The 16,885-nt window shown below is 69.5% G+C and carries 33 protein-coding genes; 9 read left to right on the plus strand and 24 right to left on the minus strand.

The genetic code is table 11. The features are described 5' to 3' along the window. The first annotated feature begins 27 nt into the window (after positions 1 to 27). Genes ER308_RS07195 through ER308_RS07230 form a run of 8 tightly spaced genes read left to right on the plus strand, consistent with a single transcriptional unit; the run spans position 28 to position 5,962 of the window. Positions 28 to 267, plus strand: coding sequence for a hypothetical protein (locus ER308_RS07195; protein WP_131154348.1), 240 nt, complete (start codon positions 28 to 30; stop codon positions 265 to 267). Further along, entirely contained in the window at positions 264 to 566 is a 303-nt protein-coding gene (locus tag ER308_RS07200; protein WP_131154349.1) for a hypothetical protein, read from the plus strand. The genes ER308_RS07195 and ER308_RS07200 overlap by 4 nt, the downstream gene beginning before the upstream one ends. Continuing rightward, entirely contained in the window at positions 559 to 1,422 is an 864-nt protein-coding gene (locus ER308_RS07205; RefSeq protein ID WP_131154350.1) for a hypothetical protein, read from the plus strand. Before ER308_RS07200 ends, ER308_RS07205 begins: the two co-directional genes overlap by 8 nt. A gap of 1 nt (position 1,423) precedes the next feature. After that, the gene (locus ER308_RS21445; RefSeq protein ID WP_165491884.1) at positions 1,424 to 3,202 is read left to right on the plus strand and encodes a hypothetical protein; all 1,779 of its coding nucleotides are present in this window, start codon (positions 1,424 to 1,426) and stop codon (positions 3,200 to 3,202) included. Then, a complete protein-coding gene (locus ER308_RS07215; RefSeq protein WP_131154351.1) occupies positions 3,195 to 4,613 on the plus strand; it encodes a tail fiber domain-containing protein in 1,419 nt (472 codons plus the stop codon). The genes ER308_RS21445 and ER308_RS07215 overlap by 8 nt, the downstream gene beginning before the upstream one ends. Next, the gene (locus tag ER308_RS07220) at positions 4,606 to 4,809 is read left to right on the plus strand and encodes a hypothetical protein (protein ID WP_131154352.1); all 204 of its coding nucleotides are present in this window, start codon (positions 4,606 to 4,608) and stop codon (positions 4,807 to 4,809) included. The genes ER308_RS07215 and ER308_RS07220 overlap by 8 nt, the downstream gene beginning before the upstream one ends. Next, entirely contained in the window at positions 4,793 to 5,185 is a 393-nt protein-coding gene (locus tag ER308_RS07225; protein ID WP_131154353.1) for a hypothetical protein, read from the plus strand. Before ER308_RS07220 ends, ER308_RS07225 begins: the two co-directional genes overlap by 17 nt. Positions 5,186 to 5,188: 3 nt before the next feature. Then, positions 5,189 to 5,962, plus strand: a complete 774-nt coding sequence (locus ER308_RS07230) for a peptidoglycan recognition protein family protein (protein ID WP_131154354.1) — start codon at positions 5,189 to 5,191, stop codon at positions 5,960 to 5,962. On the opposite strand, the gene ER308_RS07235 is transcribed toward ER308_RS07230, so the two are convergent. From ER308_RS07235 to ER308_RS07340, 23 genes are all read right to left on the minus strand, one after another. Continuing rightward, positions 5,959 to 6,258 (minus strand): hypothetical protein, encoded by a 300-nt coding sequence (locus tag ER308_RS07235; RefSeq protein WP_131154355.1) that lies wholly within the window; start codon positions 6,256 to 6,258, stop codon positions 5,959 to 5,961. The genes ER308_RS07230 and ER308_RS07235 overlap by 4 nt on opposite strands. A gap of 46 nt (positions 6,259 to 6,304) precedes the next feature. Then, positions 6,305 to 6,514 (minus strand): hypothetical protein, encoded by a 210-nt coding sequence (locus ER308_RS07240; protein WP_131154356.1) that lies wholly within the window; start codon positions 6,512 to 6,514, stop codon positions 6,305 to 6,307. Beyond that, positions 6,504 to 6,632: a hypothetical protein gene (locus ER308_RS22745; protein ID WP_276319878.1), complete on the minus strand. Its 129-nt coding sequence runs from the start codon at positions 6,630 to 6,632 to the stop codon at positions 6,504 to 6,506. The genes ER308_RS07240 and ER308_RS22745 overlap by 11 nt, the downstream gene beginning before the upstream one ends. Beyond that, entirely contained in the window at positions 6,629 to 6,844 is a 216-nt protein-coding gene (locus ER308_RS07245; protein ID WP_131154357.1) for a hypothetical protein, read from the minus strand. Before ER308_RS07245 ends, ER308_RS22745 begins: the two co-directional genes overlap by 4 nt. A 105-nt stretch (positions 6,845 to 6,949) precedes the next feature. Continuing rightward, a complete protein-coding gene (locus tag ER308_RS07250) occupies positions 6,950 to 7,717 on the minus strand; it encodes a hypothetical protein (RefSeq protein ID WP_131154358.1) in 768 nt (255 codons plus the stop codon). 502 nt (positions 7,718 to 8,219) lie between these two features. After that, positions 8,220 to 9,077, minus strand: coding sequence for a hypothetical protein (locus tag ER308_RS07260; protein WP_131154360.1), 858 nt, complete (start codon positions 9,075 to 9,077; stop codon positions 8,220 to 8,222). 46 nt (positions 9,078 to 9,123) lie between these two features. After that, entirely contained in the window at positions 9,124 to 10,188 is a 1,065-nt protein-coding gene (locus ER308_RS07265; RefSeq protein ID WP_165491885.1) for a hypothetical protein, read from the minus strand. Then, positions 10,181 to 10,489 carry a hypothetical protein gene (locus tag ER308_RS07270; RefSeq protein WP_131154362.1) on the minus strand — a complete coding sequence of 103 codons (309 nt, stop codon included), beginning with the start codon at positions 10,487 to 10,489 and terminating at the stop codon, positions 10,181 to 10,183. The genes ER308_RS07265 and ER308_RS07270 overlap by 8 nt, the downstream gene beginning before the upstream one ends. Beyond that, a complete protein-coding gene (locus ER308_RS07275) occupies positions 10,489 to 10,746 on the minus strand; it encodes a hypothetical protein (RefSeq protein WP_131154363.1) in 258 nt (85 codons plus the stop codon). The genes ER308_RS07270 and ER308_RS07275 overlap by 1 nt, the downstream gene beginning before the upstream one ends. Positions 10,747 to 10,903: 157 nt before the next feature. Then, a complete protein-coding gene (locus ER308_RS07280) occupies positions 10,904 to 11,443 on the minus strand; it encodes a crossover junction endodeoxyribonuclease RuvC (protein WP_131154364.1) in 540 nt (179 codons plus the stop codon). A gap of 312 nt (positions 11,444 to 11,755) precedes the next feature. Beyond that, complete coding sequence (locus ER308_RS07285) at positions 11,756 to 12,142, minus strand: SLOG family protein (protein ID WP_131154365.1); 387 nt, start codon at positions 12,140 to 12,142, stop codon at positions 11,756 to 11,758. Next, positions 12,139 to 12,561, minus strand: coding sequence for a hypothetical protein (locus tag ER308_RS07290; protein ID WP_131154366.1), 423 nt, complete (start codon positions 12,559 to 12,561; stop codon positions 12,139 to 12,141). Before ER308_RS07290 ends, ER308_RS07285 begins: the two co-directional genes overlap by 4 nt. Then, the gene (locus ER308_RS07295) at positions 12,558 to 12,803 is read right to left on the minus strand and encodes a hypothetical protein (RefSeq protein WP_131154367.1); all 246 of its coding nucleotides are present in this window, start codon (positions 12,801 to 12,803) and stop codon (positions 12,558 to 12,560) included. The genes ER308_RS07290 and ER308_RS07295 overlap by 4 nt, the downstream gene beginning before the upstream one ends. Then, positions 12,800 to 13,132 carry a hypothetical protein gene (locus ER308_RS07300; RefSeq protein ID WP_131154368.1) on the minus strand — a complete coding sequence of 111 codons (333 nt, stop codon included), beginning with the start codon at positions 13,130 to 13,132 and terminating at the stop codon, positions 12,800 to 12,802. The genes ER308_RS07295 and ER308_RS07300 overlap by 4 nt, the downstream gene beginning before the upstream one ends. Before the next feature lie 37 nt (positions 13,133 to 13,169). After that, positions 13,170 to 13,601 (minus strand): hypothetical protein, encoded by a 432-nt coding sequence (locus ER308_RS07305; RefSeq protein WP_131154369.1) that lies wholly within the window; start codon positions 13,599 to 13,601, stop codon positions 13,170 to 13,172. Then, positions 13,522 to 14,055 (minus strand): hypothetical protein, encoded by a 534-nt coding sequence (locus ER308_RS07310; RefSeq protein ID WP_131154370.1) that lies wholly within the window; start codon positions 14,053 to 14,055, stop codon positions 13,522 to 13,524. Before ER308_RS07310 ends, ER308_RS07305 begins: the two co-directional genes overlap by 80 nt. Further along, a complete protein-coding gene (locus tag ER308_RS07315; RefSeq protein ID WP_131154371.1) occupies positions 14,052 to 14,474 on the minus strand; it encodes a hypothetical protein in 423 nt (140 codons plus the stop codon). Before ER308_RS07315 ends, ER308_RS07310 begins: the two co-directional genes overlap by 4 nt. A 13-nt stretch (positions 14,475 to 14,487) precedes the next feature. After that, positions 14,488 to 14,655 carry a hypothetical protein gene (locus tag ER308_RS21450; protein ID WP_165491886.1) on the minus strand — a complete coding sequence of 56 codons (168 nt, stop codon included), beginning with the start codon at positions 14,653 to 14,655 and terminating at the stop codon, positions 14,488 to 14,490. Further along, positions 14,655 to 14,837 carry a hypothetical protein gene (locus ER308_RS07320; protein ID WP_131154372.1) on the minus strand — a complete coding sequence of 61 codons (183 nt, stop codon included), beginning with the start codon at positions 14,835 to 14,837 and terminating at the stop codon, positions 14,655 to 14,657. The genes ER308_RS21450 and ER308_RS07320 overlap by 1 nt, the downstream gene beginning before the upstream one ends. Before the next feature lie 2 nt (positions 14,838 to 14,839). Beyond that, positions 14,840 to 15,061: a hypothetical protein gene (locus tag ER308_RS07325; RefSeq protein ID WP_131154373.1), complete on the minus strand. Its 222-nt coding sequence runs from the start codon at positions 15,059 to 15,061 to the stop codon at positions 14,840 to 14,842. A 21-nt stretch (positions 15,062 to 15,082) separates the two neighbouring features. Beyond that, entirely contained in the window at positions 15,083 to 15,418 is a 336-nt protein-coding gene (locus tag ER308_RS07330) for a helix-turn-helix domain-containing protein (protein WP_131154374.1), read from the minus strand. A 40-nt stretch (positions 15,419 to 15,458) separates the two neighbouring features. Next, a complete protein-coding gene (locus ER308_RS07335) occupies positions 15,459 to 15,680 on the minus strand; it encodes a hypothetical protein (RefSeq protein ID WP_131154375.1) in 222 nt (73 codons plus the stop codon). Positions 15,681 to 15,888: 208 nt separating this feature from the next. Next, positions 15,889 to 16,224 (minus strand): helix-turn-helix transcriptional regulator, encoded by a 336-nt coding sequence (locus ER308_RS07340; RefSeq protein WP_131154376.1) that lies wholly within the window; start codon positions 16,222 to 16,224, stop codon positions 15,889 to 15,891. Between the two features lie 202 nt (positions 16,225 to 16,426). On the opposite strand from ER308_RS07340, the gene ER308_RS07345 reads away from it, so the two are divergent. After that, positions 16,427 to 16,738, plus strand: a complete 312-nt coding sequence (locus ER308_RS07345; protein WP_131154377.1) for a helix-turn-helix transcriptional regulator — start codon at positions 16,427 to 16,429, stop codon at positions 16,736 to 16,738. Here ER308_RS07345 and ER308_RS07350 read toward each other — a convergent pair. Beyond that, a complete protein-coding gene (locus ER308_RS07350; protein WP_131154378.1) occupies positions 16,701 to 16,880 on the minus strand; it encodes a hypothetical protein in 180 nt (59 codons plus the stop codon). The genes ER308_RS07345 and ER308_RS07350 overlap by 38 nt on opposite strands. Between the last annotated feature and the right edge of the window lie 5 nt (positions 16,881 to 16,885).

The raw sequence follows: 16,885 nt of genomic DNA on the forward strand, positions 1-16,885 counted from the left end.
CTTGTGGAAGCGACGTTGGAGCGAGTCGTGACCGACGACGAGCCGACCGCGCGCGAGCTGATCGTTCAGATCAAGGGGCTCCGCGGCGACGTGACGTCGCTGACCGAGGAGGTCAAGCGCATCAACGGGCAGGTGCGCGACAACCGCACCGACATCGCGCACCTCAAAGCCCGCGAGGGGCAGATCCCGGTACGAAACGCGCTGTTGGCGTTGAGCATCATCGTGTCGGCGATCTTGGGTGTGGTCGCGGGAGCGGGGCTGGGATGAGGCTGCGCGACTGGCTGGACTTGGCGCTGGGGGTCGCGGCGGTCGTGTTCGTGCTGATCGTCGGCTGGCACTTCGGGTCGGCGTTCGATGAGCAGCAAGAGGCGCTGCGCGAGCTGCGGATCGAGCTGCGCGAGCCGGGCTCGTTCGCTGACGACGGCGACGCGGGCCCGCGGGGCCGCGTGTTCGAGCAGGTGCCGGAGATGCACGAGCGGCTACGCGACGTCGACGGCCAGCTCGACGAGATCGAGCGGCGGCTCGACGAGATCGAGAGCGAGGGCGACGATGGCGACGGTGGGTGAACTGCTCGACCGCGCTGAGTGGCATCTGACCGGTGGGCTGCGCGCGGAACGCAACCGGCTCGCCGCGCCGCTGTCGACGTCGGACGGCGAGGTCGAGTTGGAGTTCCCCGTGCGGTCGCTGGCGGTCGGCGAGGTGTTAGAGGTCGGCCGCGAGCTGATGTACGTGTGGCGCGCCGATCCGGATTTGCCGCAGCCGGTCGCGGAGGTCGAGCGCGGTTTCCGCGGCTCGCCGGTCGAGTCGCATTTCGAGGCGGCGACGGTGCGCCGCAACCCGCGCGCGCCGCGGCATGTGCTGTGGGATTCGATGCTGCGCGAGCTGCGCGAGCTGTCGGGCACAGGCTTGTTGGGGTTCGAGGCGACGACGAAGGCGCTGAGTGGCGATGAGAGCGTCGTGACCCTCGAACCCGAGGGTAACCATGCGGTGCTCGGCGTCTACGACGTGAGGCCGGTCTCTGGCAAGGAGGCGCGCATCGGCTGGCGGGTGATCCGCAAGCCCGACCCGGACGAGCACGGGTCGGGGGCGGTGGTGCGCGTGTGGGGCGCCGAGGGCAAGTCGGTGCGGATCATCTACACGCGCGGGTTCTCCGAGTTCACGTCGGAGTCGGACGATGTGCAGGCCGTGTGCGGCGTGCCCGACTATGCCGAGGAGGTGTTGGAGGTCGGCGCGGCGCGGCGCGTGCCGCCGGGCGTGATGGGCGAGTTGTTGCAGCGCGACACGGCGCGTGGGCCGCGGGACGCGCAGGAGATGCAGGCGGGCGGGTTCTTCCGCCAGCAGGTCGACGGGCTGTATCGGCGTGCGGTGAGCGATGCGTTGGCGGCGCAGGCGGCGGCGTTCCCGCCGGGGAAGGCGCCGTAGGATGCGCGCGCGGTCGGGCGAGGTGCCGGGGGCCTATGCGGTCGCGATCGCGGGGCGCAGCTTCGCGGTCGACGTGGACCAGTGGCAGCGCGGCACGTTGGAGACGCAGCGGCAGCAGATCGACGTGTCGGAGGTGCCCGGCGAGCAGTCGCTGAATCCGCGGGACTTGTGGCGTCGGTCGCAGCACGATTGGACGCACGGGTCGGGTCAGTTGTGGCGCGACCGCGAGGAGGCGTCGCCGCGCCGGTTCGATGCGTCACGCGGCGTGGACCCGTGGGAGCGCGGCGAGTTGACCTTGTTGCCGCGCGCGGAGCGGATCGACTCGTTCTCGGGCACGGTCGGCAAGGCGATCGTGGCGGCGGGCCGCCTGTACGTGGTGCGCGGCAACTTCTTGTCCTACTGGAACGGGTCGAGCTGGTCGGACACGTCGTCGTTCTCGTCGACGATCGTCGACGTCGCCACCGACGGCGAGCGGGTGTATTGCGCGACCGAGAGCGACGGGATCGAGGCGGTCACGTCGACCTCGGACAATCCGGCGACGATCAACGACCTCGTCGCCGACCGGGTCGCGTTCGCGAAGGGCCGGTTGATGGCGGCGGCTGGCGCGGACGTGTACGACGTGAGCGACATCACCGATCCTGATCCGCCCGATCCGGTGTCGGCGCTGGTGAACCCGGATTGGCAGTGGGACACGTTCGGCGAGGGGCTGCGGTTCATCTTCGCGGCGGGCCATTCGGGCGACACGTCGATGGTGTACCGGTGGGGGATCCGCGAGGACGGCACGCGGCTGCGCGCCGGGGCGCAGGCGGGACGGTTGCCCGACGGCGAGCGTGTCTACGCGATGGTGTTCTACCTCGGCTTGGTGGTGTTGGGCACGAGCAAGGGTGTGCGGCTCGGCGTCGAGGAGGGCGAGGGGGTGCAGATCGGCCCGGTGGTGGAGACGGGCGGGCCGGTGCGCGATTTGGAGCCGCACGGTCGGTTCGTGTGGTTCACGTGGAGCGACCCGGACAACGGGGGCGGGCCGAGTCTCGGGCGGATCGACTTGACGCGGTTCCTGCCGGGGCAGGACCTGGTGGCCGCGTGGGCGCCGGATCTTGAGGCCGAGGGCGTGTCGAGCGGCGAGTGCGTGTCGGTGGTCACGTTCGACGACCGGCGCGTGTTCGTGGTCGAGGGCGAGGGCGTGTTCCGCGAGTCGACGGTGCCGGTCGGCGAGGGCTGGGTCGATTCGGGGCGTGTGGCGTTCGGGCTCGACGAGGAGAAGGTGTTCTGGTCGTTCGATGTGCACGCCGACTCGTTGCCGGTCGGCGCGACGGTGGCCGCCGAGGTGCGCGTCGACGGCAGCGACGATCCGGCGGGTCGCGGGTCGGTGTCGAGCGTCAGCGATCCGACGTTGCGGGTGCGCGTCGGGGGGCGCGGTGAGTACGCGCAGTCGCGAGTGACCCTGTCTGCGGGCGGCGGTGAGGCGCCGGTGGTGACGCGCTGGCTGTTGCGCGCCTATGGGGTGCCGGACCGCAGCGACGTGGTGCAGGTCCCCTTGAACCTGTACGAGACGGTGGCGCGGTTCCACGGCGGCGTCGAGCACGCCGACCCCGAGCGCGAGTTCGACTGGCTAAAGCGCATCGAACGCGACGGCGAGCCGGTCGAGGTGCAGGAGCTGGGGCGGCACTATTGGGCGGTGATCGACCAGATCGTGCGCGGCCCGAATCTGCGCTTGTCGACGGATGGGCACAGCTTGGAGGGCCCGTGTGTGGTGACGTTGCGGGTGATCGACGATGGCTAGCGACCGCGACCGTGTGATCGGCGACCTGATTGAGCATGCGGGGCTCGACAGCGATTTCGCGGCGAACCTCAAGTCGCGGCTCGCGCGCGCGGGGGTAGAGACATCCGCCAACGTCGAGGGGGCGATCGACGCGCACGAGTCGCCGGTTGAGGACGAAGATCCCGTGCCGCAGATCGTGTCGATTCGTCGGGGTCGCCCGTCGGGCGCGTTCGTCGGCTGGTCGGGCTCGTCGCTGGTGCACGGCCACGGTTATTACCAGTTGCAGGTCGCGATCGACAGCGGGTTCGGCGACGTGCTCGACGATGTGGCGACCGCGTCGACGTGGGCGATCGTCGAGGAGATCACGGTTGGTGCGGGCAAGTGGGCGCGCGTCCGCGCGGTCGATGCGGCGGGCACTGTGGGCGAGTGGTCGGATGGGGTCGAGGTCGAGCCGTTGCAGGTGGATACGGGCGACTATGGCGACGGGTCGGTGACGGACGAGAAGGTCCAGAGTCTTACGGCGGACAAGATTACGGCGGGCACGATCAACGCGGGCGTGATCGACGTCATCAACTTGAACGCGAACAACATCACGGCGGGCACGATCTCAGCGGACCGCATCGGAGCGGGCGAGATCGAGGCGACGATCTCGATCGACGCGCCGACATTCACGTTGAAGTACGAAGGCGGCGGCCGGCAGCCGGAGATGGAGATCGCCATCGAGAACGATGGCGCCGAGATCGGCGTGACCGATGGCGGGCTGGTGGTCGACGTTCCGCAGGGCTCCATCAACCTGATCCCCAGCGGCCTCGGGTCGCTGCAGTATTCGGGCAGCGAGGTCGCGACGCAGAACTATGTGCAGAGCTACATCAACTCCAACGACCCGTTCCACAGCCACCCGTACGTGAACAGCGGCACGAGCGTGACGCAGACGATGAACGCGACGCTCAACAACACGAACGGGCTTTTCCGCGCTTCTGACGGCGGCACGGCCCCGTACATGGGGCTCGGTGAGGACTGGCGCGGGTCGGGCTTGCGCGTGGGTCGAAGCGACGGGACGACGTTCCGGTTCTTCGACGGGCACATTGGCGCGCTTGAGGGCACCGGCGACACGAACTACACGAGCATCAACGCCGACTCGTTCGACGAGCAGTCCGCCCGCGCGTCGAAACGCGACATCGAACCGCTCGACTCCGCGCTCAACACCGTGCTTGCCACCGACGTCGTCACGTTCGCCAAGAAGCACCGCGACGCCGACAAGCGCCGCGTCGGCGTGATCGCCGACGACCTGCCCGACCTGCTCCGCCGCGACGTGCCCGACGAGCGCGGCGAGCGTGTCTCGTGGGCCGTGTCGGGCGTGCAGCTCGCCGCGTTCGCGTGGCGCGCGATCCAAGAACTCGCCGACCGCATGGAGGAGACCCAGGGTGGCTGACGCGCACAAGGTCATCGACCGGCTCGCCGACCGCATCGCCAAGCTCGAAACCGAGAACGCCGCCTTGAAGGTCGACCTCGCCGACGCGGTGCAGGCGCTCGGCGAACTCCGCCGCGAACTACAGGAACAACCTGTGGCAGAATCGGGTGAGCCCGTCGACGTCGACCAAGGAGACGCGAGTGAACCGCCTCGCTAACGCCGCCCACCGCGCGCGCCGCGCCGCCCGCGACCATCCGCCCGCCACCGCCGCCGGCCTCACCGGCGCCGTCGCCACGCTGCTCGTCCGCCTCGCCGACTGGGGGCTCGACGCGGTCGCCGTGCCCGACGGGGTGGCGCAGGCCGCCGAGGCGGTCGCGGTGATCGTCGCCATGCTCGTCGGCGCTGCGATCGGCAAGGCCGCCGAGCGGTGGACGTGGCCCGACGAGACTCACCGGGCCGCCGCCGCCTACGCGCTGTTCAAACAGGCGCCGCGCAGCGACGAGGAGGCCGAGGGCTATCTGCAGGCGCTGGGTGTCGGTTCGGTGCGCGAGGCCGCGGAGCTGATCGGCCTCGACGTCGACGAGGAGGCGTAGCCGTTGTTGACGCGGTCGCGTTCCGAGCTGGGTATCGCGCGTGGCGGGGGCTTGTCGACGCCGGTCGACATGGTGGTGTGGCACACCGAGGACGGCGCGCCGGTCGACGCGAGCATGTCGGTGGCCCAGGAGGTCGCGCGCGTCGACGCGATCGACGCGTGGCACAAGTCGATCGGCTGGCGCGGCTTCGGCTACAACGACTGCGTGTTCCCCTCGGGGCGTGTGTATGAGGGGCGCGGCGATTCGCAGGGCGCGCACGTGGCGGGCCACAACGACTCGTCGTGGGGGGTGCTGTGGCCCGGCGATGGGAACCGGCATGGGTTGACGTCGCAGCAGGTCGCCGCGTCGGGGGATCTTGTGCGCTGGCGCATCGAGCGCGGCCACGTGTCTGAGGGGTATCGGTCGCGGGGTCATCGCGATCTGGACGCGTCGAAGTCGTGTCCGGGCACGCACAAGTATCCGTCGGTGTCGAAGCTCTCCGGCCTATCCCCCGGCGACGATGGCGACGAGGGCGAGGAGATCGAGGAGGCGAGGTTCGAGATGCTGGTCTATGCAGAAGGCGCGGACGAGCTGTCGGCCGCAGCGGTCGTGGCGGCCAAGCGCGAGGGCGTGTTCACCTCGGACGCGGAGCAGGCGCGCGCGGAGATCGAGCGCGGCGGCAAGGTGTTCGCGGTCGGCGGTCCGGCGGCGGAGACGCTGTCGGGGTTGCCGTCGTCGCGGAAGCTGGTCGGCGCGGATCGGGTGTCGTCGTTGAGTAAGGCGCTGTCGAAGCTCTAGTCGAGTTCGAGGCGGTAGGCGTAGCGGACGGGGGCGGGGTCGCCGCGTTCGCGGGCGGCGTCTCGGCGGGGGCGGCAGCGTGTGGGGCAGTGGCACACCTGTTTGGTGATGGTGTGGCCGGCGTTGCGGAGTTCGGAGAGGGCTCGCCACCATCCTTGGCCGGCGCTGCGCCAGTGTTGGAGGCGCATGGAGCAGACCCAGCCGTTGGTGGTGGGTTCGGTGTGGGCGTGTTGGAGGGTGGTGAGGGCGCGTTGGGCGCGGGGGCGTAGGTAGGTGTCCTCGGCTGTGGTGCTCACCGGGTCACCTCTCGTCGCGGGCCAGCGCGGGTCAGCGCGTCGTCACTCACCAGTCTGCAACCTCCCTCACGGACACGATGTCGCGGCAGCGGGGGCACCACTCACCCCAGCCGATGATCGGCGCGCCCTTGCACGGCTGGGTGCCGTCGTCGGGCCAGTCGCCGTTGAAGTGCTCGGGCTTGCTGGCCAGTACCCAGCGGGAGACGTGACCGCAGCCCTGCTTGACGATCCACTCCGGCGCGTCATCACCGCTCACCTTGCGCCTCCCTTGTCGCGCCGCAGATCACGCACTGGTAGGTCGCGAACCAGTGCCCCTCACCGTGCGTCTCGTCGCAGCCGTCGCCGCAGTAGTGCGTCACGTCGTCACCGCTCACCGTCGACCCCCCTCACGCTGCGTGGCCGCAATCCCCGCCCTCATCTCCTCAAGATTCTCCAGAATCTCCTCGGTCTCGCGGCGCTGAAGCACAAGACCACGACGAACCGCCTGTCCGATGAGCATCCGGTATCGCGGCGTGCCGAGATGTAGTGCCAGGTTGGCTAGCTTCCATGCGACCCGGTTCCGGCGGCAGTTCAGTCGTTCACTCATCTCCGTGCTCCTCTCCGGTGAGCGCTGGGGCGCGTGATCGGCGAACGCGAGCACGCGACGCGGCGGGGACGCAGGCACACCTGCGTCCCCGCCGCGTACGAGCTACTAGGCATGACCATTCCCATGCCCACGCAGCGACTTCGCCTTCTCCGCAGCCGCCTCCACCAGCCGCGAAGCCGGCGAAACATACCGCTCCGCGCGGTTCTGATCGTCACGCTGCACCTGCTCCGCAGACACAGACATCGCCAGCGCGTACGCGGCCTCCTCCACAGCCACGTCCTGCGACATCGGCCACTCCGTCGCCGTCGCAAGGAACTTCCCGTAGATCGGCCGCATCTCCCCCAAGCCCGCGTAGCGGCCAGCGTGGCGCCAGCACTCCGAGAGCGTGTCAGGGTCGAAGATCACCGGATCGACCTCGACCGGCAGCGAGAACGACCACTCCGTAAACATGCCGCGCGTCCGCGGCGTCCGGTTCTTCTGCACACCGACCGTCTTCCGCAGCCGGAAACTGCCGTCCTTCCACAGTTCCTCCGGGTCTCGCGGCCCGTCGTACACGAGGTCGGCGTGTTCGGTGAGTGGGAACACGCCGCGGAGGACGTCTTGGCCGCGCTTGATCCGCTTGGCGCCGTCCTGCAAGCACCGCAACACGTTCCACGCGGGCAGGCACGGCCCGTTCCCGTTCGTGTAGAGGCTGCCGTAGAACTCCAAGCGGGAGATCTCCCACAAGTCGGCCTCGGTCTTGTTGCGCTTCTTGCTGACGGCTGCGATCGCTCGCGCGTAGTCGTCGAGCGGGTCGGCGAGACGTTCGTTGTGCACTACCAGCGGGGTGCCTCCGGCCTCGCTGCGGCCGTCGGCGGTGAGGAGAACCTGCATGGTTCGTCACCTTCCTTTCTGGCTACGTGCGCCACTGGGTGTGTGGCGCGATAGATGGCGGGGCGGGTGTCCGCTGCCCGTGGAGCGGGGGGAAGGGAAGCCTTGTGTTGCCGCGCCTGGCGATGCCACGCCAGGCCTGGCCCCGCGAGGGCTCGCCTGGACGCGCCAAGCCTCGCCACGCGGAGGGGAGATGAGCCGGGCCGAGCCCCGATATGCCCTGCCACGCCGCGCCGATACGAGCCATGCCGCGCCAGAGGGGAGAAAAGCCATGACCCGCCGTGCCGAGCCGCGCCAGGCCATGCCAAGCCCAGACAGGTCGCGCCTGGCCAGGGGAAGGGGAGACGAGCCGGGCCTTGCCCCGCCGCGCCAAGCCATGCCGCGCCTAGCCCCGCGGCGAGAAGGGAAGCCCAGCCCTGCCTCGGCAAGCCCGGCTAGCCAAACCAAGCCGCACCATGCGGGGACGCGCCTAGCCACGCCGGGAAAAGCCGAGCCGCAGCGAACCTCAGCCATCGTTGATGCACTGGTCACGGTGCGTGCAATACGCACACAACGGATACTTCCCGCCACCGCTCATCCGCCCCGTCTCCGGGTTCGTCACCACATCGACGTGCTCAGGGATGTAGCGCGGCGGCACATAACCCGCGTCGACCGCCTCAACAATGTCGCGCCACCGCTCGATCTCGCCGAGCGCGATCGGCGTGAACTCCTCGGGTTCGTAGTGCCACTCGGCGACGATCCGCAGATGGTCGGGGATGCCGTCGCGGTCGGCCGATTGGGCACTGATCGCCTCTTTGCTCAGGTAGACGATCACGAGCCGGTCCGCGCCTTTCGAGTGCGCGTTCACCGCGCCCTGCACGATATGGTCGAACCGAGGCCCCTCCGGCGGCTGCCGCTTGCGGCCCGTGTATGCGCCAACGCTCCGCTTGAACCCGTAGCCGCCGATCGTCTTCACTTCGACGCTCGCCAGCCCCTCCACGGGCCCGTCGCGCACCTCCAAGTCGACGTGGCCGCTGCCCACGTCGTCGTTCGGGTCGGCGCGGACCTTCACCTCGACCTCGGCGTGCGGCCAGCGGCGCTGCGCCTCCTCCTGCCACTGGTCGTGCAAGATCGTGCCGATGCCCATGTTCCACCAGCCCGTCATGTCGGTCGGGTTGGTCTCGTCGACGCCGAGCACGCGGTAGCCGATCGCGCGCGAGCACTTGCCCGCATCGCTGTGGCGCACCCGAGTGCCCGCGACCGCGTGCTCCTTCGGGTCTTCGGAGACGCGCTCTTCGGTCCACCGTTCGGCGAGGATCGGCGCGAACACCGGCTGCGGGCTCGGCTGTTTCGATAGGGCGCTGACGTGTGGCGTGGCACTCATCACGGTGTCCTCCCGTTGCGGCTACCGGCTGGGGTTGTGGCGCGGGTCAAAAGGGGGTTTCTTCGGGTTCGGGCGCGGTCGGCGGGCCGGCGGCTTCCTGCTCGGCCGCGTCCGCGTCTGCGTCCTCGCCGGTGGCGACGTTCGTCTCCGGGGGGTGTGCGCCCATGCGCTCGCGGGTCCACGCGATCGCTGCGGCGCGCTTGTTCTCGTCGGTGAGCGCGTCGATCAGCTCGGACGCCTGCTTCTTGCCGAGTTCCTTCGTCGACTGGACGCCGTACTTGCCGTGGATCAACACCTTCAACTCGTCGTCGGAGATCTGCTGCTCATCGGGCCAGTCCACGTAGTCGTCGCCGACCTTGCGGCTAGTGCAGACCGAGCGGATCATCTTCACCTGCGCGTCGCTAGCGGACTGCTGCGACGCGCCGCCGCTGGACCCCTGCGAACCACGCTGACCGCCACCGCCGCCGCTGCTGCCGCCGCTCGACTGCGACCGACCACTTCCGGCGCGTTGCTCGACCCCCTGCATCTCCTCCGCCGACACCTCCCCCATGCCGAACAAGTCCGCTGCCGCGCGGTTCTTCGACCGGGTCTCCGCGGTTGCGGGAATGTCGTGCTCGGCTTTCGAGAAGTGCGTCCACGCGTCCTCGTGCGCCCGGAAGCCGTCGACGCCGGCGCAATGCTGATGGCGGCCCCCTCGCGTGCAGCCGGGCTCGCAGCATCGCTCGAACACGTCGCACGCGCCCCACCCGTCGACCTGGCGGCCGTTGGGGGCGATCGCGCGGGTCGTGAACTCGGCTCGGCGGACGGCGCCGCGGTCGTCGCGTTCGATGTCGCGGTGCACGATCTCGAACGTGACGCCGAACGCGGTCGAGAGCTTCCGCCAGCCGGATCGTTTCACGAAGCTCGACCCGGCGGCCTCTTGAAAGTCGGCGTCGGTGAGGATGCGTGAGCGGAGGTGTTGGTAGGCCTCGAAGGCTTGGCCGATGTGTTCGACGCTGGCGGCGGGTTGGAGGAGCGCGGTTTCGTGTTCGTCGCGGCGTGCGAGGGCGGCGACGTTGTTGTCTTGTTGGTCGTCGTTGACGACTTCGGCGTCCACGATCTCGTCACTCATCGCTGCTCCCTTGGTCTGCCGGCTCGTACTTATGCGCGAAGTGGTCGGGGTCCACCGGCCACAGGTGAGTCACGTCGCCAGGCTTGCGAACGACCCAGTGCCCAACCGGCACCGGCACCGGCCCCTGCGCGCCATCCTTGCCGGCGTCGATGGTCAACTCGTGCTGGCCGTCGTCGGGGCCACCTACGGGCGCGCTCACGTCGAAGTACGCCATGCCACCGAGGAATGAGGCGACCTCCTCGGGGTTGTCACCTCTCCACTGGATGGCTTCGACCTCTTGCGGCTTGGACACATAACGCATCACGCGTCTCCTTGAGAGCGGCTGATCGACACCGACGACCGCGACCCCAACCGCAACACCGACCCCCGCGGCGACCACACCCGCACCACCCCATTGCTCACCGCCACGCTCGCGACCTGCACCGGCGACATCGCATGCGGCGGGTCGTTGGGGTGCGGGTAGAGGTAGTCGCCGGGGCGGAGCTTGTGCGCGGCGACGCGCATGCGTTGCTGCGTCTTGTGGTTGACGTTCGCGAGCGTCGCGTTCTCCTCGTTCACCACTGACCCCTCCCGTTCGGCTGACAGGGCCACACCGTACAACGACAGGGTGGGGCTGTCAACGGTGGAACGAAAGAAGCCCCCGCCGCCGAAGCGACGGGGGCGTCAGCCCTGTAGTCGGGAGGGATCAGACCCCCGCCTACGCCGCGAAACAGTATCACCCCGTCACGCGGGACGCAAGGCGCGGCCAGTCGACCTCGTCCACCACCCGCGACCGCTCACCATGCGGCGACGCCACAAGCCCAAACGCCTCCCCCGCCAAATGCCACAACCACAACGCATCCGCCTCATCATCCGACCGTCCCCCATAACCCAGCCGATCGCGCGCCGCCGACACCATCGCCGCCTTGTCCGCGTTCCCATTGCCGGTCGCGTACTTCTTCAACCGCTTCGGCTGCACCACCACATACGGCACCCCGTGGCTGTGCAGCCACAACTTCACCACGCCCGACAGCTCGCCCAGCTCGTAGGCGCGGTTGGTGCGCAGATACGCCGCCCCCTCGATCACCGCGACGTCGAGCTGCAACGACGTGGCACTGTCGTCATGCGGCGCGGCGACGCGGGCGAGTTCCCGCACGATGAAGTTGAGGCGCTGCGCGCCGCGATAGTCGCTGGGGGGTTTGACGAGCCCGTGGTGGGCGGGCGCGACGGCCCATCCGGTGCTGCGCAGGCTCGCGTCGATCGCGAGGATTCTCATCGGGGCCTCACTCTCACGCCGAGCGCGCGTCCGCAGTAGACGCATTCGCGGTGGTAGATCAGCCAGTTCGCGTCTTCGAAGCCGAGCATGGATATGCGGGTGTGGCGGAGTCCGAGTCGGCAGAGCAGCCAGTGCAGCATGCGTCTCACCCCCTGTAGCCGCGGGCGCGCGCGGCGCGGCCCTGTTTCTCGGCGCGGCGTTTCGCCGTCTGGCGCGACTGCTTGTTGCTGGGGCTATACCGGTATTTCGCGCCTTGGCTTCCCCAGCGGTAGAAGGGCCCTTCGCTGTCGCGGCCTCGCTTCACCGGCATCGCTATCCCCTTCCGATCACGTACACAGGGACCTCGGCTTTGCGGGCGCGCTCAACCATGTCGGCCGTGCCGCGGCCCAACTCGGGGTCCTCGTGGAACGCGAGGACGAGGTCAGGCCGCCCGCCCCGAAGCATTCGTTCGTTGCGGATGGGCCCCGCCGCGTTCCCGTGCGTGTCCCAATCGGCGGGGTATTGCTGGTGGCGGATGCCCGGGCCGCGCGGGATGAGTGCGGGCCAGGTCAAGGCGCACCTGTCAGCGCCCGGCGCGCCGCCTTCGATCACGGTGAACGTGTCGCCCCGCCCGTTGGCGATGGCGTACCACCCGTAGAGCGCCGCGTGGACGGCCTGCTCGTCGTCCCAGTCGCGGCTTCCGCAGACGAGCACCCTCACCGCTCACCCCCCTGCAACGGCAACACCTCAGCGATGTCGCCAGCCCGCTCCGGCTCGGACACCTGCGGCAACAACTCCTCCTCCGTCGCCCGCCCCGACGACTGGTTCGCGCACTCCGCACACTCCGCGTCGTCACAACCGAGATGGCCCGCCTGCCAACGCCGCCACTGCTCCGGCGCGCAATCCGCGCACGGCACCATCCCGCCATCGCCGGGCATCCAGCCCGACCCGTCGCAGTCGCACACCTCAACCGGGTCTCGACCGCGGTCGCGCAGCGCGCGCTCGACCATCATCTCGGCGAACCGGTCGCCCCACTCGCTCGCCTGCCGGGTCGTCTCGACACCGTCCATGAGCCGCGCGTAGCGGTCGGGCGGCAGGGCCGCGTGCGCTTCGGCGAGCAGCGCGTCCAAGCGGCTCACGACGGCAGCTCCTCGCCTTGCGCGTGGCGGCGCGCCGCCCACGCCAACTCCTCCAACCGCTCATAGGTCGGCGGATGGCCGATGTGGAAATGCTCCGGGCAGAACACGCACCGGTACGCGCGGATCAGCTCGCCGGTGCGGTCGGACGCCTTGTCGGCCTCGAACTTCGCCTGGAACCGGTTCGGATACGCCGTCTTCGAGTCGCAGTGCGCAGCGCGGACCTGCTCGACGCTGCGCATCATCGACCCGCCCGCTCCCGCATCGCGCACACCACCGCGAGCCGATGCGCGAGCACCAGCCCCTGCATGTGCGCCTCCCGCATCACCTCGTCGGTGACGGCGCTCTCGTCGTCGCCGACGACCGCAGCCACGTGCTGGCCGGCGATGTCGGTGACCCAGTCGAACAACCGCAGGATCGCCTCGCGGTCGCTCTGATCGTCCAAGTGGATCCCGCGGGCGCGGGCGCGCTGTTCGTACTCGCGGTCGGACTGGTCGAGATGCGCGACCCACGACGCGTCGTCGAGCGGTTCCGCAGCGAGCACGGTGTCGGTGATCGTGGAAAGGTCCGCCATCGTTCCCTCCTGTCGATCGTACAGGGCTGACTTGTGACTAGCGACCCGCGTCGGCGCGCTGACGCCGCCACACGGCCGCTGCGTACGCAGTGATGCTCTCCCCGAACGTGCGGTCCCCGTCGGCTTCGATCACGCGGATCGCCGCGTCAGCGACGAGCGTGAGCGTCACCGTCGCGCCTGCTTGCGTGATCAGCCGCCTCAGCGCCTTGCGGCCGCGCTGGCAGATCTCCTCCCCGGTGACGTCTTGCAGGAACTCAGCGACGATGTGGGCAGCGAACAGCGGCCATCGTTCGCCGCGAGGGTCGACCGCGCCCGATTCGCGGGCGACGTCGAGCGCCCACCGGTACGAGTCGATGCGCGCGTCGAACCGCGGCGACGACCAGCCGTGATCATGCGCCCACTGCAGAATCTGGCCCGCCAGACGGCTCTCCCCCTGCGGCCTCGTCGGGAACCGACGGATCGCCTCCATCGACGGCGGGTTCGCTGGCTTGTGCGCTGGCTGACTCATCGGCGTCCTCCTCGTGGCGTTGCCGTCCGCGCGCCAGCCACCGGTTCGCCGCGTCGCGGCCGGTGCCGCACAACCCGGCGATCCGGTCGACGGCGACGCCGTGCTGGTCGACGGCGATGCGCACGAACTCGTCGCGCTCGGCGCACGCCGCGTAGTACGCGTCGCGCGCTCGGAACGCCTTGTCGGCGTGCTCGCGCGCCACGTCGAGCAGTTCGTCAGTGTCGAGCTGGCCCGTGTAGCCGCGCTGGCGCTTGCGCACCGGACATTCGTCGTCGTGCTGGCGCCTGCGAGCATCCGCGGTCTTCCAGTCGGGAAAGCCGCCGGTGAGATGGCCGCAGCCGGTCGGGGGGAAGCACCACACGCGCCAGTTGCCGCTCGCGTCTTCGCGGACGATCGCTCGCGGCTCGCCGCTCACGCGTCAGCCCCCTCGAACTCCTCGTCGGCTTCGGCGTCCTCGGCGACGCCGACCACGCCCTCCAGGTCCTGCGGGGTGACCTGCTCGGGATCGCCGCCGCGCGGCTCCTCGTCGCCGGGGAACGGCAACCGCTCGACGCCTTCCTCGGCGTCTTCGAGCTGCTGGTGCTCGTCGCGTAGCTCGGCGATCGTCTTGCCGACCCGCTGGGGGTGGGTGACGTACACCTCGTTCGGGTCGATCACGTGCAGGCGAGTGAGCAGCTTGTCGTGGATCTTGTGGGCGACCTCGGCGACCGTGCCGACCATGACGATCGCGATCTCGTCTTCGCGGTGCATCGGCTCGTGGCACGCGCCCGTACCGGACACGCGGATGCGGCCTCGGTGGACTTCTTCGCCTTCGAAGTCGGGGAACTTGTTCATCGCGGCTCCTTTCCTATTGGTGCGGCAGTCCCGCGTACACCGCGACCCGGTCCGAGCCGCAGTGCCAGCACTGGGGGGACTCGCCCCACGGGGTGCGCCACGCCGCCGAGCAGTCGCGGCAGCGATAGCCGGTGGTGCCACCCGGGTCGGGTGGCTGTCCGAACGTTGCGTGTCCGTGCATCACCAGTCCTTCGCGTAGCCGAGCCAGGTCGGCGCTTCGTCGGGGTCGTCGGGGTCGGTGTACAGGTCCTCGTGCTCGATCGGGTCGTATTCGTCGCGCGCGCCGGGCGGCCACGTCTCGGGGTCGCCGGGGCCCGGCATGGTCTGCGGGTTCATGTCGAATAGGCGTTGGCGGCGCGGCATCGCTAACCCGCCTCCCGCTCGACGGGGTCGGCGCGGTGCGCCGCGTGCAGGCGCACCAGGTCGGCGGGCGCGCCGAGCAGTGCGCCGACTCGCTCGGCGGAGCCGGAGATCACCACTCGCGTGTCGCCCTCGAAGAATCGGACGAACACGGTTCCGTCGGATTCGGTTTGGACTTCGGGCTCGTCCGCTTCTCCCGCGAAGATGTGCGTCGAGTTGTGCGGCATCGCTGATCCCTCCCTCTTGGGCTAGTGGGGGTACTGCATGCGCTTGCGGGCCTGCTCGTTGAGGTAGTCGGCGAGCGGTTCGAGGGGCACTCGGACCGCGCCGCCGAGGTCGACGCTGGGGATCTCTCCGTTCTTGATGAGCTTGCGGATGTGGCTGTCGGAGATGCCGAGGCGTTCGGCGGCGTCGGTGATCTTGATGGCCCACTCCCCGCCGCTTGTTGGTGGGAACGGGTCGGCGGGGAGTGGGTGGTCCGCCTCACTGGGGTTGTGGGGGTTGGTGAGGCGGAGTTCGATGACGATGCGTTGTTCGGTGTTGGTGGTGGGGGTGGGGAGTGAGACGACGTTGTCGGCGGTCATGGCGTCTTCTCCCCGTCGAGCGCGGCGCGGAGGAGGGTCATTAGTCGTCACCCCCGTCGTCGCCCAACTCCGACCGGGCGGCGGCGACACGGCACGGAGACTCCACGTAGTGCGCCTGGCAGCGCCCGTTGTGGTCGTACCTGCATTGGGGATCGTCCATCTCAAGGAGCGCGCGCAGGTGGCGCTCCAATCGAGCGGCGCGGTCGCGGTGGAAGTCCTCAAACCAGCGGGCGTTCTCTACGGCGTCGTCGGGGGCGGTCACCGGTCACCCCCGAACAACGTCGGCTCACACTCCGCAACCGTCGTCAACCGCAACCACTGGTGACACCGACCACACCGCCAAAACGTCACATGACCGAGATCCGGCGCGAACCCGGCGCCCTCACGCACCATCGGCGCCTGGTGGCACTCGGGCGGCGGATCGTTCGGCGACCGAGTGCCGGTGCGACGGATGCGCGGCAGCCGCGGCCTCATGACCCACCCCCGAGCGGGTCGGACAGCGACCCCGAACCCACCACCGGCGGGTCGTCGTCGCGCGGCACCGCGTCCCGCAACCCCTGATCCGTGTCGAGCCGGTTGTCCTCGTAGGCGAACAGCTCGTAGACGTTGACGCCGAGGACGTTGGCGATCGCGATGCGCCGCTTGTCGACGGGCGCGTACTCGCCGGCTTCGATCTCCGACAAGACCTGCTGCGAGAACGGCTCGCCGAGTTCTTCGGCGACGAGGGGGGCCATCTTGCGTTGCGAGAGGCCCTTGCGGAGTCGGCACCGGTGGATGCGGGTGCCCCATACGGCGGGGTAGTCCATTGGGTTCCCTCGTGCGACAGGCGGAATCGCTAACAGGTCCACACCGTAGCTTCACAGGGTAGCCCTGTCAAGAGGTGTCCCGCCGCACACGTTTGGCCGCGTCGACCGGTCGCCGGGGGGATGCGCGGGTCGCCGGGATGCGTCACACTCCCCCTACAGGGACACCCTGTCACGTAGGCGGGAGCGAAAGGGAGAACACCAAGTGGCGACACTCGACCCGAAACAGATGGGCGACCACATCAAGCGCGCCCGAACCAAGAAGGAATGGTCACAAGACGCCCTCGCGCAACGCGTCGGCGTGACCCAGCAAACCATCCACGACTGGGAAAGCGGCGCCCACTCGCCGCGCCTCACCCACCTCACCGCGATCTCGAACGCGCTCGACGTCAGCCTCGACGAGCTGGTCTACGGCGAGATCGACGCCGCTGCCCGCCGCGACCGCGAACTCGCCGAAGTCGTCACCGCCATGAACGACCTCAAAGAGCGCGTCGAACGTCTCGGCGGAGAGCCGTGAGATGCGCGTCCAGCAGCCTCGTGTCCTCAGCGACCTCGGCGACCTCGCCGGACACGTCCTCGCCCGCCGCCGCCCGCCGTTCCAGCTCGCCCGCACGCGCCGCCAGGTAGTCGACCGCGGCTCGGATCTCGTCAACGCCCATCCCCG

This window comes from Egibacter rhizosphaerae (assembly GCF_004322855.1).
Classification (GTDB): domain Bacteria; phylum Actinomycetota; class Nitriliruptoria; order Euzebyales; family Egibacteraceae; genus Egibacter; species Egibacter rhizosphaerae.

Excerpts from the sequence above, each read along its gene's own strand:
- ER308_RS07200 (WP_131154349.1), top strand. The coding sequence starts at position 264 with ATGAGGCTGCGCGACTGGCTGGACTTGGCGCTGGGGGTCGCGGCGGTC.
- ER308_RS07295 (WP_131154367.1), bottom strand. The coding sequence starts at position 12,803 with ATGATGCGCAGCGTCGAGCAGGTCCGCGCTGCGCACTGCGACTCGAAG.
- ER308_RS07250 (WP_131154358.1), bottom strand. The coding sequence starts at position 7,717 with ATGCAGGTTCTCCTCACCGCCGACGGCCGCAGCGAGGCCGGAGGCACC.
- ER308_RS21445 (WP_165491884.1), top strand. The coding sequence starts at position 1,424 with ATGCGCGCGCGGTCGGGCGAGGTGCCGGGGGCCTATGCGGTCGCGATC.
- ER308_RS07315 (WP_131154371.1), bottom strand. The coding sequence starts at position 14,474 with ATGAACAAGTTCCCCGACTTCGAAGGCGAAGAAGTCCACCGAGGCCGC.
- ER308_RS07265 (WP_165491885.1), bottom strand. The coding sequence starts at position 10,188 with ATGAGTGACGAGATCGTGGACGCCGAAGTCGTCAACGACGACCAACAA.
- ER308_RS07300 (WP_131154368.1), bottom strand. The coding sequence starts at position 13,132 with ATGGCGGACCTTTCCACGATCACCGACACCGTGCTCGCTGCGGAACCG.
- ER308_RS07270 (WP_131154362.1), bottom strand. The coding sequence starts at position 10,489 with ATGCGTTATGTGTCCAAGCCGCAAGAGGTCGAAGCCATCCAGTGGAGA.
- ER308_RS07325 (WP_131154373.1), bottom strand. The coding sequence starts at position 15,061 with ATGCCGCACAACTCGACGCACATCTTCGCGGGAGAAGCGGACGAGCCC.
- ER308_RS21450 (WP_165491886.1), bottom strand. The coding sequence starts at position 14,655 with ATGCACGGACACGCAACGTTCGGACAGCCACCCGACCCGGGTGGCACC.
- ER308_RS07215 (WP_131154351.1), top strand. The coding sequence starts at position 3,195 with ATGGCTAGCGACCGCGACCGTGTGATCGGCGACCTGATTGAGCATGCG.
- ER308_RS07340 (WP_131154376.1), bottom strand. The coding sequence starts at position 16,224 with ATGGACTACCCCGCCGTATGGGGCACCCGCATCCACCGGTGCCGACTC.
- ER308_RS07350 (WP_131154378.1), bottom strand. The coding sequence starts at position 16,880 with ATGGGCGTTGACGAGATCCGAGCCGCGGTCGACTACCTGGCGGCGCGT.
- ER308_RS07245 (WP_131154357.1), bottom strand. The coding sequence starts at position 6,844 with ATGAGTGAACGACTGAACTGCCGCCGGAACCGGGTCGCATGGAAGCTA.
- ER308_RS07305 (WP_131154369.1), bottom strand. The coding sequence starts at position 13,601 with ATGGAGGCGATCCGTCGGTTCCCGACGAGGCCGCAGGGGGAGAGCCGT.
- ER308_RS07330 (WP_131154374.1), bottom strand. The coding sequence starts at position 15,418 with ATGACCGCCGACAACGTCGTCTCACTCCCCACCCCCACCACCAACACC.
- ER308_RS07260 (WP_131154360.1), bottom strand. The coding sequence starts at position 9,077 with ATGAGTGCCACGCCACACGTCAGCGCCCTATCGAAACAGCCGAGCCCG.
- ER308_RS07280 (WP_131154364.1), bottom strand. The coding sequence starts at position 11,443 with ATGAGAATCCTCGCGATCGACGCGAGCCTGCGCAGCACCGGATGGGCC.
- ER308_RS07320 (WP_131154372.1), bottom strand. The coding sequence starts at position 14,837 with ATGCCGCGCCGCCAACGCCTATTCGACATGAACCCGCAGACCATGCCG.